General features: G+C 73.2%; 10 protein-coding genes. 5 read left to right on the forward strand and 5 right to left on the reverse strand.

The window, feature by feature from the left end:
• Positions 1-11 precede the first annotated feature (11 nt).
• Positions 12-368, reverse strand: a complete 357-nt coding sequence (locus ACSRUE_RS18350; protein ID WP_441292117.1) for a hypothetical protein — start codon at positions 366-368, stop codon at positions 12-14.
• Between the two features lie 383 nt (positions 369-751).
• On the opposite strand from ACSRUE_RS18350, the gene ACSRUE_RS18355 reads away from it, so the two are divergent.
• The 4 genes from ACSRUE_RS18355 to ACSRUE_RS18370 all read left to right on the forward strand — a co-directional run bounded on the left by ACSRUE_RS18355 (position 752) and on the right by ACSRUE_RS18370 (position 6807).
• A complete protein-coding gene (locus ACSRUE_RS18355) occupies positions 752-1825 on the forward strand; it encodes a DUF72 domain-containing protein (RefSeq protein WP_441292118.1) in 1074 nt (357 codons plus the stop codon).
• A 49-nt stretch (positions 1826-1874) separates the two neighbouring features.
• Positions 1875-5051 carry a hypothetical protein gene (locus ACSRUE_RS18360; protein ID WP_441292119.1) on the forward strand — a complete coding sequence of 1059 codons (3177 nt, stop codon included), beginning with the start codon at positions 1875-1877 and terminating at the stop codon, positions 5049-5051.
• Positions 5052-5120: 69 nt separating this feature from the next.
• Positions 5121-6224, forward strand: coding sequence for a deoxyhypusine synthase family protein (locus ACSRUE_RS18365; protein ID WP_441292120.1), 1104 nt, complete (start codon positions 5121-5123; stop codon positions 6222-6224).
• Between the two features lie 25 nt (positions 6225-6249).
• A complete protein-coding gene (locus ACSRUE_RS18370) occupies positions 6250-6807 on the forward strand; it encodes a hypothetical protein (protein WP_437765484.1) in 558 nt (185 codons plus the stop codon).
• Here the strand turns inward: ACSRUE_RS18370 and ACSRUE_RS18375 are convergent.
• Genes ACSRUE_RS18375 through ACSRUE_RS18390 form a run of 4 tightly spaced genes read right to left on the reverse strand, consistent with a single transcriptional unit; the run spans position 6782 to position 10777 of the window.
• Positions 6782-7951: a homogentisate 1,2-dioxygenase gene (locus ACSRUE_RS18375; protein ID WP_441292121.1), complete on the reverse strand. Its 1170-nt coding sequence runs from the start codon at positions 7949-7951 to the stop codon at positions 6782-6784. The two genes, ACSRUE_RS18370 and ACSRUE_RS18375, sit on opposite strands and share 26 nt — an antisense overlap.
• On the reverse strand, positions 7951-9099 hold the full coding sequence (locus ACSRUE_RS18380; protein ID WP_441292122.1) for a 4-hydroxyphenylpyruvate dioxygenase family protein: 1149 nt from the start codon (positions 9097-9099) through the stop codon (positions 7951-7953). The genes ACSRUE_RS18375 and ACSRUE_RS18380 overlap by 1 nt, the downstream gene beginning before the upstream one ends.
• Positions 9100-9137: 38 nt before the next feature.
• The gene (gene maiA, locus ACSRUE_RS18385; protein WP_437765487.1) at positions 9138-9803 is read right to left on the reverse strand and encodes a maleylacetoacetate isomerase; all 666 of its coding nucleotides are present in this window, start codon (positions 9801-9803) and stop codon (positions 9138-9140) included.
• Positions 9800-10777: a fumarylacetoacetate hydrolase family protein gene (locus ACSRUE_RS18390; protein WP_441292123.1), complete on the reverse strand. Its 978-nt coding sequence runs from the start codon at positions 10775-10777 to the stop codon at positions 9800-9802. The genes maiA and ACSRUE_RS18390 overlap by 4 nt, the downstream gene beginning before the upstream one ends.
• Positions 10778-10967: 190 nt before the next feature.
• Here ACSRUE_RS18390 and ACSRUE_RS18395 point away from each other — a divergent pair, with 190 nt between their 5' ends.
• A complete protein-coding gene (locus ACSRUE_RS18395; protein ID WP_441292124.1) occupies positions 10968-13379 on the forward strand; it encodes a substrate-binding domain-containing protein in 2412 nt (803 codons plus the stop codon).
• The last annotated feature ends 24 nt before the right edge of the window (positions 13380-13403 follow it).

Genomic DNA, 13403 nt, shown 5'->3' on the forward strand with positions numbered 1-13403 from the left:
AAGCGCCCGCCCTACGCCTCGGGGCTACGGTACGTGGCCGTGGCGACGTAGCGGAGGACCCGCGAGCAGCACTCGCCACCGCAGCTCCCTCGACAGGCGCATTCCCCCTCGAACCGCGCCGTGCGCGAAGCGAGGCCGCTCAGGATCTCCTGCGTCACGTCGTAGCCGCCGTTGTCACAGGAAGAGTACGAGCACGGCATTTCGAACAGCGCGTGCGCATGCTCGACAACGACGCGGCGGATGTACTGCGTGTCATTCGTGGACGCATTGGGCCGGCTCTCTCGAATTTCCAGGTTCAGGCTCGTGAGCTCCGGCACCTTCTGAAGGAGCTTGCCGGCCGCCTGCTCCCGCCTCTCGCGGAGGAGCATGCGCTCCTCCCGCTCGATATTCCGGCGACGATTCGCTGAGTACATCGATCACCTCTGTCCTGCCGCGGAGGAATATAACAATCCCTCTAACCCCTGGTTCAGTATAGCGCAGGCGACCGTGCGGCGCATGCACAATCTGGGCTCTCCATGCTGTCGGCGCTCTGCATTCGCGGCCTCAACCACGGAGAAAGAGCATGACGGAACACCGCCTGGATCAGGATCTGGCAATCCGGGAGCTCGTCGAGCGAGCGGGAGCGTACGTGCACGACCAGCGTACGCGCACGACCGGAGAGAGGACCTTCGTGAGAGGCAATGAGCGCCCGCCGCCGGTTCTCCGGGCGAGCGGTTCCATCGCCGGAAAGAGGCCTTAGGTTGCTCCCGACATGCACGAAGAAGCCCTGCGCGACCCGCCGAGGTCGCCTTCAGAGGAGGCTCCACACCAGCAGGAGCAGCGGCTCGCGCGCGCCGCGGCGCTCGCGGCGTGCGCGCCTGTGCCCGCCCGCGTCGGCAACGCCCTCGCCGGGACCGCCGGGTGGACGGACCCGACCCTGGTGAAGAGCCATCGATTCTACCCGAAGGGCGTGTCGAGCCCGGCGCAACGGCTGAAGTTCTACGCGTCCCAGTTCCCCGTGGTCGAGGTCAACTCGAGCTATTACGCCCTCCCGAGGCCGGGGACGGTGGCGCAGTGGGTCGAGCGGACTCCGCCTGATTTCGTGTTCAACATGAAGGCGTTCGCGCCGCTCACCCAGCACCCCGTGGAGCCCGTCCGCCTTCCCCTGGACGTCCAGGGCGCGCTGCCTGCCTCGCTCTTCGACCGGCGGCGCCTCTACCCGGCAGACCTGCCGGCCGAGGTCAGAGACGCGCTCTGGGAGCGCTTCCGGATGGCGCTCGATCCGCTGCGCCAGGTGGGTAAGCTGGGGTATGTGCTCTTCCAGTTCCCTCCGTGGTTCACGGCGACGCGCGGCAACGTGCGTGTCATCGAGGAGTGCCGGAGGCGCATGGACGGGCTCCCGTTCGCCGTCGAGCTCCGGCACGGGTCATGGGGCATGCCCGGACGCATCGAGCGCGTCGCGGACCTCCTTCGAGACCTCGGCGCATTCTACGTCATCGTCGATGAGCCGCAGGGCAAGGACAACAGCATGCCTCCCACCGCCCTCGTCGCCGATCCTCGCCTCGCCGTGGTGCGCTTTCACGGCCGGCGCGAGGAGACCTGGGACGCGCCCGTCGGCGTGAACGAGAAGTTCAGGTACGTCTACGATCCCGTGGAGCTCGCTCCCTGGGCGGAGACCGTCGCGCGGCTCTCCCAGGAGGCAGAGCAGGTCCACGCGATCTTCAACAACTGCGTGTCCGATCATGCCGTGGTCGGCGCGAGGGGGCTCATGGCCCTCCTCGCCCGCAGGGCAGACGCGCTGGAAGACGAGACTGCCCCCGTCCCGGCGGGCGCGGCCGTCCACTGAGCCTCACGGCGGCCGCGGCGGCCAGCGAATCACGGTAGTCTCGGCCCCGATGATGCAGTCCAGAGCGGCGGGCGCTCCCCGCCTCGCAGCGCCACCGCGCAGGTCGCGGCGCGCGGCCGCGCTCCTCGCTGCGCTCGCGCTCGCCCGCTGCGGCGGCGCGCCGGCCCGACCTGCGCCGCAAGAGCGCGGCGCGCCCGCGGCGGCGCGCCCCCCGCCGCCCGCGCCCGTGCCCGCCCGCTGGGTCGACGCGAGCGGCGCTACCGTGATCGGGCCCCGGGTCGCCGGCGGCACGCTCGCGCTCGTCGGCGGCCAGCGTGTCCTCGTCGGGGCCGACGGTGTGGCACGGCCGGAGACCGCGGCGTGCCCGGAGCCCCTGATCGAGCTCGTGCTGGTTCCGTCCGCCGCCGGCCCGCGGCTCGTCGGGCGCGGAGTCCGCGGCGTCTACCGGTTCGATGATCCGCTCGGCGCGCCCGCGGTCCTCGCCCGGTCCGAGACGGACCTCCAGCGCATCGGCGGCGGGCCCGCCGCCGTCGCCGTCTGGGACGCCATCGCAGACTCCCCGATCTTCCTCGACATCGAGACGGGACAGCCGCGCGCGCTGCCGGGCTTGCCCGCCCTGCCGCTGCGCGCCCTCGCGTTCCGCGACGCGCGGCACGGCGCCGGGCTCTTCGAGGCGGCAGGGCTCGCGGTCACGGCCGACGGCGGCGCGTCGTGGCGCCCCGTCGCGCCGCCGCCGGGTGGGGACGGAGAGGGCGCCGACCCCGCCGCGCTGCTCCGCGTCGCAAGCGTCCGTCTGCGCGACGGCGAGCTGATCGCCGTGACGCAGGGCAGGGCCTCGTCGTCCGGGCAGCGCGAGGCGCGGATCCTGGTCGCCGAGGCGCGGCTCGGGCCCGCGCCCGCGCCCGTCGACGACGCCCCCGAGCCCGGCCCAGGCGCGCCCCTGCTCCGCTGGATCCGCGCGACGGGGCGCCACCCGCTCGAGGCGGCGATCTCGAGCGGCGCGGCGTGGTCGTCCGCCGCGATCACGGCGAGCCACGGCGTCCTCGCCCGCGTGGATCTCGCCACCGGCGCGCTCCACGAGGTCGCCCCCTTCGGCCGCGGCGACTGGCTGAACGTCTGCGGCGTCGGCCGCGCGGGGCGAGCGGCGTGGGTGGCCTGCGCGCTCGGCGAGGGCGGGCCGGACGGCCGCCACGATCCGTTCGGCGTGCTCCAGGTCAAGCCCGACCTCCCTCTCGGCGGCGAGCCCCCCGTCCTCGTGCGGAGCGGCGAGGCCGAGCTCCGCGTGTCCCCGAGCGGCGGCGCCCTGCTGCTCGCGCCGTGCGACGCGGAGGACGAGGGCAGCGTGTGCGTGCGACAGCCGAGCGGCCGGTGGAGCACGGTCCGCCCGGGCGCGGACGTCCGCTGGCGCGGCGCCGGCGCGCTCGCCGACGGCCGGATCGCGATCCTGCGCGGGCTCTGGGACAGCGACGTCGCGCCCCGCGACGAGCCCGCGCCGCGCGGCGACGGCCGCGAGGGCGCCTCGCCCGGCGCCCATGTCGCGGTGATCGACGCCGGCGGCAGGGAGGCTCCGCTGCTCCCGCTCCGCTGGCTGCGCGGCGGGGGCGACGACGTCAACGTGGTCAGCCCGATCGAGGAGGGGCAGGACGGCGCGCTGTCGTTCGTGGTGGCCGACGAGGCCGGAGAGCTCACCGCCGTCGTCCTTTCCCCCGGTGGCGAGGTCTCGCGGGCTCGCCTCGCCGGGGCCGCGCACGCCGTGGTCCACGCCGGCCGCGGGATCGCCGTCGGGGAAGGGATGGTGCTCGCGTCGGATGACGCCGGCCGCACGTGGTCACCCGTCGAGATCCCACCCCAGGCCGCGGCGGAGGTCGCCCGGACAGGCGACCTGCTCGCCGAGCCCGGGATGCTGGCCGTGAACGAGGCCGGCCTGAGGATCTCGACCCACCTCCGCGTCGGCTGGGGGCCGCCGCTGCCCGCGCAGGGAGCGCCGTCCGGCGGCCCTGCGCTCGGGGCCGCGCCGCTCCTGCCGCTCCGCCCGCCGCCGGCCCCTGCGCTGCCGGAACGCGCGCTCGCCTGCACGACACAGCCGGGGCCGCCGCTCTCGCCGGCGGGCGTGCCGCCGCCGCGCAGCACCCAGGAGGCGCTCGCGCTGCTCGCCCGCGACGCGAAGCCCGGACCGGACGGCCAGCGGCGCGTCTCGTCGGTGAGCGCCAGGCGCTGGGGCCAGCTCTCCACCGTCGCCGCGCTCGAGGTGCGCTCGCCCGACGGCGCCGCTGCCAGAGGCGCCGGCGCCGATCTCCAGGCGCGCGGCGCCTCCGCCGCGCCGCGGGCGACGTGGACGCTGCGCTGGCTCGACCCGACCGAGCTCCAGGCCAGGGTCCGCTCGTGGACGGGTCCGGCGCCCGAGGGCGTCGGCCGGGACGCGATCCTCGCCCGGTTCGCGGCGTCCGGCGGCCGGATCCTGTTCGGGGTGCGCGCCTCGGGCCGCGACGTGCTGATCCAGGTGAGGCCGGGCCGCGGCGCCGAGGTCGCCGAGGTGCCGCTGGAGCTGATGCCCGAGGCGGAGGTCGCCTTCAGCGAGGCGCCGGATGGCCCCGTCGCGTGGCTCCGCGGGGCGTCGCTCGTCGCGTGGTCCTCCGGCGAGGCCCCGCGGGCGATCGCCTCGCTCGCGAACCTCGGCGAGCCCGCGCTGGGGCAGCCGACGAGCGCCGGCGTGCCGCTCTTGCTCAGCTTCCGCGGCCTGACGCTCGGCCGGACGGTGCCGATCCCGCCCGCCGCGACGACAGCGCAAGGTGCGACCGCGAAGGCGCCGCCGCTGCTGCCGCTCGACGGCTGGGAGATCGTCCCGAATGTCCGCACCGAGCTCACCCGCATGCCGGCGTGCGCCGCGCGCCCGCCCGGCGCGCGCTTCCTGCTCGATCGCTCGAGCGCGTTCGCGACGGTCGATGGCCGCCGCGCGCCCGCGAGCACGGCTGTCTATGACGTCCGTGTGTCGGGTCGTGACGCTTGCGTGGCGAAGATCGCCGCGCTGATGGAGCCGGAGCGGCGGACCGACGGCCAGCCCAGCGCGGGCCCGCTCGCGTTCGTTCGCGCCGATCTCGCGGCCCGGCGCGCCGAAGGCGGCGATCGCGGGATCGGCCAGGGCGCCGGGAAGCTCGGCGGAACGGAGGGCGCGGCAGCGGACAGACCCGCGCGCCGCCTCGCGTGCTCGCTGCCCGTCCGGCCCTGAGTTTGCCCCTCTCGCGGGGAGCTTCGCGCTCGACGGCCCACCCTCCGCGCGGGTATATGTTCGCGCCCTATGTCCTCTCCGAAGCATCCTCGTCCCTCGCACCGCCAGCTCGGCGACGGCGTCGAAGACCAGCTCGTCCCGCTCGCCGCGCTCGACCCGCTGAAGATTGACTCGTTCGACGATCTGCTCCGCGCGATGAGCAGGACCGCGTTCAGCGGCCGCGCGCTCGGCGAGGCGTGCGACGTGCTCGAGGCGATGGTGCGCGACGAGGACTGCCTCGTCGTGGCGACGTTCTCCGGCGCGATGACGGTCGCCAAGATGGGCGTCGTCATCGTCCGGATGATCGAGGCCGGCATGATCGACTGCATCATCAGCACGGGGGCGCTCATGGCGCACGGGCTGAGCGAGGCGGTCGGCCTGACCCATTACAAGGCGAACCCGGGCATCTCCGACGAGACGTACTTCGAGAAGGGGTACAACCGCGTCTACGACACGCTCGAGATGGAGAAGAACCTCAACGCGATCGAGGTCTTCGTCCGGAAGGAGCTCGACAAGCTGGACCCCGGCTCTCCCTGGTCGAGCGAGATCATCTGCCGCCAGCTCGGCAAGGCGCTGGCGGAGATGGGCGACTCGCCGGGCGTGCTCCGGAGCGCGTACCTCCGCGACGTGCCCGTGTACGTGCCGGCCTTCACCGACAGCGAGATGGGCCTCGACGTGGCGACGTGGATGCTGCGCAAGGTGAAGGCGCAGCACGGCGACAAGCCGGGCTTCGACCTGTGGCGCGAGGCCGTGCCGCCGCCGTACAATCCGTTCCTCGATCTGCTGAGCTACGCCCGCCTGGTCCGCAAGAAGAAGCGCCTCGGCATCTTCACCATCGGCGGCGGCGTGCCGCGCAACTGGGCCCAGCAGGTCGCGCCGTTCTACGACATCGTCGGCGATCGCCTGGACATCGAGGTCGATCACCCGCGGTTCCAGTACGGCGTCCGCATCTGCCCCGAGCCCGTCCACTGGGGCGGCCTGTCCGGCTGCACGTACTCCGAGGGCGTGAGCTGGGGGAAGTTCACCCCGCCGCAGGAGGGCGGGCGCTTCGCCGAGGTGTACGCGGACGCCACGGTCGCGTGGCCGCTCCTCGTGCGCGCGCTGCTCGAGCGGCTCGGCAAGATGCCGAAATGAAATAAAGTAGGGCGAGGAGGTCACCGTGCTCGCCCCCAAGCGCCGCTCGCCGCGCACCCACTGGGTGCTCCTCTCCCTGGCCGCCGTCGGCGGCGCGCTCGTGTCCGCTGGCTGCCCCTCGCCCGAGGAGCGCGCCTGCGACCGCATCTGCGACTGCTCCGGCTGCAGCGAGGCGAGGTACCTCGAGTGCGTCGACAAGGCGGAGACCGCGCGGGCGGCCGCGGCGGAGGCGAGCTGCACCGCTTCCTTCGACGAGTACGTGACGTGCGTCGAGGAGGAGCTCGAATGCAAGGACGAGAATTACCTGTTCGACGGCTGCGACGGCCAGCGAGATCGCCTCCGTGGCTGCGGCATCTCCCTCTTCCGCACCGTCTGCGAGGACGCCAACGACGTCTTCATGGCGTGCGGGCTGGGGTTCCCGTTCTCGACCAACCCCGACGACTGCGTCGGGGCGATCGTGTGCAACGCCCGCTGCATCATCGGGATGTCCTGCAATGGGCTGAACGGGATCGATTTCGAGGAGTCGCAGCGCTTCAACGAGTGCACGAGCGACTGCTTCAACAAGCCTCCGCCCCCGCGATGAAGCTGTCCTGGTAGCCCGAGTCCTCCACCGCGAGCGCGGCCGCGGTGGCCGAGAGCGGGCGGGTCGTGTCGAGCATGACCGCGAGCTCGCTCGTCTCGCGGGCCCCGAGGCTCGCCTCGTACGCGCCGGGGTGCGGCCCGTGCGGCACGCCGGCCGGATGGTGCGAGATGCTGCCGGGGCCGACGCCGCGGCGCGAGGTGAAGTTGCCGCGGCAATAGAACAGAAATTCGTCGCAATCGACCGACGCGTGGGGGTACGGGCACGGGATCGCCTCCGGGTGGAAGTCGGTCGGGCGCGGCACGAAGCTGCAGACGAGGGCGCCGCGCGCGGCGAACGTCCCGTGCCAGTCGGGAGGCAGGTGCACGAGCCCGACGCGCGCCTGGAAGCGCTGGATCGGGAACGCGAACGGGTACACCGCCCCGTCCCAGCCGACGACGTCGAGCGGCGAGCGCCCCGTGGCGAAGCCGTGGAAGGCGCCGCCGCGCTTCACGACGAGCGCGCGGAGGCCCTCGTCGAGGGGGCCGACGAACGTGGGCCGCCGGAAATCACGGTGCGAGTACGGCGCGTCCATCCGCAGCTGGCCGACCTCGTTGCGCCACCTGCGCGGGAGGTGGATGTCCGCGGCCTCGATCGAGAGCCACCGCTGGGGCGCGGCGTCCGGCAGGAAGCGGTAGAAGAGCCCCTTCGGGATGACCACGTAGTCGTCCTGCTCGAAGCGGAGATCGCCGAGCATCGTGCGCAGGACGCCGCCCCCGTGGAAGATGAAGAACAGCTCGTCGGCGTCCGCGTTCGCGAAGTACACCGGGTCGGCCGCGTCCGGCTGGACGAGCCCGATCACCACGTCGTCGTTGAAGAGCAGCGGCACGCGGCAGTCGACGGCGGGCCCGCCCCGCCGCGGCAGATCCTGCGACCGGTAGTGCCGCTTCGCCAGCGGGCGCGCCGGCGCGGCGACCGGCAGCGTGAAGCCGTGCGCGGCCTGCGCGATCCGGTGCTCGTGCGGCCGGCGCTCGTGGTAAGCGATCGTGTAGGGGCCGTCGAAGCCCGCCCGCGTCAGGCACTCCTCGTAGCGGAGCTCCCCCGCCTCGCTCCGCAGGGCGATGTGGTGCTTGGGCGGGACGATCCCGGCGACGACGCGATCGAGCATCAGCCGTGCCCCGCCTTCTGCTGCCGCTCGATGCTCTCGAACAGCGCCCGGAAATTGCCGGCGCCGAAGCCGCGGTCGCCCTTGCGCTGGATGAGCTCGAAGAAGAACGGCCCGGCGTCGGGATCGCGGTGCGTGCCCGACGATTCCTTGAGGAAGATCTGGAGGAGGTAGGACCTCGCGCCGTCGCCGTCGACGAGCACCTCGAGCTCCCGCAGCGCCGCCACGTCCTCGTCGATCTGCCCGATGCCGAGCCGCTGCAGGCGCTCGGGCAGCATGTCGTAATAGGCGGCCGGGGTCGGCATGAACTCCACGCCCCGGCCGCGCATCGCGCGCACGGCGGCGAGGATGTCCTCCACGGCGAGCGCCGCGTGCTGCACCCCGTCGCCGCGGTGCTCCTCGTTGAAGACGTTGATCTGCGAGCTCTTGAAGTGCGGCCGGTAGGGCTCGTTGTTCGCGAACTTCACGCCCGAGGCCGGGTCCCACATCACCGCCGAGCGCAGGCCCGAGCCGTGGTCCGTGGCCTTCGCCACGTCGTTCGTGTGGAACGCGATCTGCCAGAACGGCTCGAGCCCGAGCACGTGCTCCATCCAGAGAAGGGCGGGCGCCATCGTCTGGAAGTTCGAGGTGATGTGATCGAACCGGGCGATCCCGAAGCGGTTCTCGCCGCCGCGCGGCGCGTCGTAGGCCACGCAGCCGGGGAACAGCGCCCGGTACCCGCGCCGCTCCACGAAGCGGAAGGTGGTGTCGCCGAACGGCGTCGTGATCGAGAACGACGCGAACGCGCCGCCCTCGTCCGTCGCACGCTGGATCTCGTCGATCGGCGTGCCCCCGCGGCCGTCGAGCAGCCGGAAGGCGCGGTCGATGTCCTCCACCTCGAAGATGACCGTGCCCACGCCGTCGGGGTGCTTGCGCAGGTAGCGCCACGCCCGCCCGCCCTCGCCGATCGGCTGCGAGCAGACGATGACGCACTCGCCGGCCTGGAAGACGACCGACTGCTGCGCCGCCGCCGCCGTGAGATCCGGCGAGCTCGCGGCGATCTCCTGGAAATCGAGCTTCTCCGTGTAGAACCTGCGGCTCCGCTCCAGGTCGCGCACGTAGTAGTGCAGCGCCTCGACGCGCTTGATGCCGATCGACTCCACCTTGGCCATCCGAATCCTCCTTCGTGAAGGGGTAACGCAGGGGCGAGCTAGGCGACCGCGTCGGCCTGGCGGTCGGCGTGGGCGGCCTGGAAGGCGGGCAGCGCCATGCACTCCGCCTCGATCCGCACAAGGGTCGAGAGCGGCGCGAGGTCGACCTCGTAGCGCCGCGCGTTGTAGAGCTGGGGCACGAGGAACACGTCCGCCACGGTGACCTGGTCGCCGACGCAGAACCGCCCGGAGAGCTCGCTCGCCGCCGCCTGGAACGCGGCGAGGCCCGAGGCGATGAAGCGCCGGCCGAAGGCCTTCTCGTCGCCGCCGAGCTCGTCCCTCACGTACTTCAGCGTGGCGGTGTTCTGCATCGGCTGCGTGCCGGAGTTGATCATCTCCACGAGCTGCCGCGCCCTGGCGCGCAGGTACGGATCCGCGGGCAGGAGCGGCGGCGCGGGGAAGAGGTCCTCGAGCAGCTCGATGATGGCCACCGACTGGGACACACGCCGGACGGCGCCGCCCTGCTCGAACTCGAGCAGGGGCACCTGCGCCATCGGGTTCTTGGCCCGGTACTCGTCGCGGAGCTGCTCGCCGCCGTCCCGGACGAGGTTCACCGGCCGGTACGCGTGCTCGATGCCCTTGTGGGCCAGCGCGATGCGCACGCGCCAGCTGCACGAGCTGCGCCAGTAGCCGTAGAGCGCGAGCCCCTTCACGGCGGCGCTCATCTGGCCACCACCCGCTGCGCGATGCGCCCGAACAGGCTCTCTCCCACGCGATTCAGCATCTCGATCATGATCGTGTCTCCTGGCTTCATGAACGGCGTCCTGGCCGCCCCGTCCGAGAGGATCTCGAGCATGCGCCGCTCGGCGAGGCAAGACACGCCGCGCGCCGGATCCCGGTTCGAGACGGTGCCGCTGCCGAGGAGCGTCCCCGCGGTGAAGCTGCGCGTCCTGGCGATGTGCTCGATGAGCTCGAAGAACGAGAAATGCATCTCCGGGCCGGCCTCGGGATCACCGATGAGCGCGCCGTTGTAGGTCGAGCGGAGCCGCAGATGGACGCGCCCGTCGCGGAGCGCGTCCCCGAGCTCGTCGGGCGTGATCGCGAACGGCGAGAACGCGGTGGCGGGCTTGGAGCAGAAGAAGCCGAATCCCTTCGCGAGCTCGGCGGGCACGAGGTTGCGCAGCGTCACGTCGTTGGCCAGCAGGAAGAGGCGGATGTGCCGGTGGGCCTCTTCGCGGCGCGTGCCCTGCGGGGTGTCGCCGAGGACGACGCAGACCTCGGCCTCGAAGTCGAGGCCCCAGGCCTCGTCGCGCAGGACGATGTCGTCGGTCGGGCCGAGCAGGACGCCGGAGCCGCCCTGGTACACCAGCGGATCGGTCGTCAGCGTCGCGGGGGGCTCGGCGCCGCGCGCCCTGCGCACCAGCTCGATGTGGTGGATGTACGCCGAGCCGTCGACCCACTCGTAGGCGCGCGGAAGCGGCGCGGCGAGCTCTTCCATGACGAGCGGGGTCACCGCCGCGTCCCCCCGCTCGATATCGTCGGCGATGCGGCGGAGCGCGGGCTCGGCGCGCTCCCAGTCGTCGAGCGCGGCCTGGAGCGTGGGGAGGGCGGCGCCGGCGGGCGCGTAGGCGAGGCCGTCGCGGCGGACGACGACGAGCGTGCCGTCGCGGCCGGGGCCGCGGAGAGAGGCGAGCTTCATGCGGGTGCGAGCTCCTCGTGGTCCTACGGTGGTCTCATCGTCTCTGCTTGACAAGCACGAGCCCGCTCACGCCTGCTACGGGATGCGCCCGCCCGCACGCGCGCTGCGCAGCGAGCGAGCGGCTGAACGGATCTGCATGACTACCGGACTGGACGTTTTCTCGACTCTCCACGACCTTGTGCGGCGAGCCATGGAGGGCCTCCCGGGCGCGCGGCGCGGGAGCCTGCTGATACGTACCGGCCGGCGCCTCTCGTACAGGGCGATCGTGGGGCTCGACGGCCTCCTGCCGGGCCGGGTGAACGTGCCATCCGACGGCGGGGCGCTCAGCGCGTCGGCCCCGTTCGGCCCCGCCGCGGCGCCCGAGGCGGCGCACGGCCCGTGCGTCGTCCCCGCGACCGCGTGGTACCGGGCGCACCTGCCCGAGCTCGCGGAAGCGCCCGGCTGGCTGCCCGACGGTGTCTACGTCCACGTCATCGCGGTGCCCATGTTCGGCGCGCCGGGCGCCTACCTCGCCCTGGAGCAGCAGGACGCGGCGCCGCTCTCGGGCCCGCGCCGCGCGCTCGTGGAGTCGGTCGCGGCGAGCGTGGGCGCCGCGCTCGAGCGGCGCGGCCTCTTCGAGGAGAAGGCGCAGAGCGCCCAGGAGCTGCGCCTGCTCGAGGAGGTGCTGAGCTCCGTCGCCGAGTCGGTCGATCCCCTCGAGCTCATCGAGACGCTCGCGGACGGGATCCGGAGCGTTCAGACCGGCCCGCGCTGGAGCGCGATCGACCTCGCCGTCCTGGAGGATGCTGGGGGCGAGGGGCGCGTCGCCGATGGGTGGCGCGGATCGTACGACGCGAGCGGCGCGCCAGGCCGGCCGATGATCCGCGTCTACAAGGCTCCCCGCCGGCCGCTGACGGCGTACTGGAACAACCTGCGGGACGGCGCGCTGGCGGCGGGGCGCGATCTCCGGGCCGGGGTCGAGTTCAGGAGCGTCTTGTCCGCCGACGCCGCGGCTCAGGAGGCGCTCCTCGAGGAAGGGATCCGCCGGCGGGTGGACGGGATCGCGATCGCGCCCATCGACCCCGTGGCGCTCGAGCCGGCCATCGGCCGCGCGATGGCGGCGGGCATCCCGGTCATCACGATCGACACGCCGGCCGCCCCGGGCAGCCGGTCGTTGCTCTACGTCGGGACCGACAACCGGGCCGCCGGGAGGATCGCGGGCCAGGCGATGCTGCGGTGCTTGCCGCAGGGAGGCGAGATCACCATCCAGGCGGAGTCCTTCGCCGTGCCGAACGCCCAGGGGCGCATCGAGGGCTTCCGCGAGGCGATCGCCGGCTCGGCGGTCCGCGTGAGCTCGCTCTCGGAGAACCATTTCGACGTGGAGCGCGCGATCGCGCTCGCCGTCGACGCGGTGCGTTCGAACCCCGGCCTCGCCGGCGCCTTCGGGGTGTGCAGCGAGAACGGCCCCAGCCTGGGGCAGGCGTCGATGAAGCTCGGGCGGTCCGGCGATCTCAAGGTGGTCGCCTTCGATCTCGTCACCGCCACGGTCGCGATGCTCCAGGACGGCGTGATCCACGCGGCGGTGGTGCAGCGCGAGTACGACATGGGGTACCGCGGCGTGCAGGCGCTCTACGAGATGGCCACGCGGGGCGTCGCGGAGGCCCTCGCGGACCTGCCGGCGTCGCGCTGCATCGACACGGGGGTCGACCTCGTGACCCTCGAGCGCACGCCCTTCTCGAGCGCCCTCTCGGATCACCTCGCCTCGAGCTCCGCCCGCAGGATCGCGAACCGCAGGCTGGGCGCCGGGGGGCACGAGCGCGCGCTCGATTTCCTGGTGATCGGCATGGCCCAGCGCGAGAGCCTCGCCGACGACGAGCGCGCGCCCGTCGCGGACGATTCGCTGGTGGGCCAGGTGATGCGCTCGTGCAGCTCGCTCGTCATCGACACCGCGTCGAGCGAGTACCAGCGCTTCGACGACGTCGCCGAGGCGCGCGGGCGCGGCGCGCGCACGCTGGTCGGCGTGCCGTTGCTCTCGCGGGAGGCGGTCCTCGGGGTCCTCGTCCTGGCCAGCCCGCAGCCCGACGCGTGCTCGGCGACCGACCTGGCGCTCATCGAGCGCGTGGCCGCGGTGGCCGCCGTCGTGATCGAGAACGCGCGGCTCCTGTCGCGGATCAAGGAGCGGACGAGGGCGCTCGAGTCGCTGAGCCGCCGCCAGGAGGCGCTCCTCGAGACGATCGCCGCGATGTCGAGCCCGGTGGTGCCGATCGCGCGCGGCGTCCTCGTCATGCCGATCGTGGGCGCGCTGGACACGCACCGCTCCGGCCGCTTCATCGAGGCGATGCTGAAGGAGATCTCCGACCACCAGGCGCGCGTCGTGATCATCGACGTCACCGGCATGGCGGTGGTCGACGCGAGCGCGGCGAACCACCTCGCGCAGGCGGCGCGCGCCGCCGGGCTGCTCGGGGCCGAGGTGGTGCTCGTCGGGATCGCGCCCGAGGCCGCGCGGCTCATGGTGGAGCAGGGGCTCGATCTCGGGGCGATCGTCACCCGCTCCACGCTGGAGCTCGGGTTCTCGTACGCGCTCGGCAAGACGGGCGGGCGGGTCGTCCACGGGCGCCGCTGAGCCGCGGGCGCGGCCCTCGCGCCG

The organism is Sorangium sp. KYC3313 (assembly GCF_052075895.1).
Classification (GTDB): domain Bacteria; phylum Myxococcota_A; class Polyangia; order Polyangiales; family Polyangiaceae; genus Sorangium; species Sorangium cellulosum_B.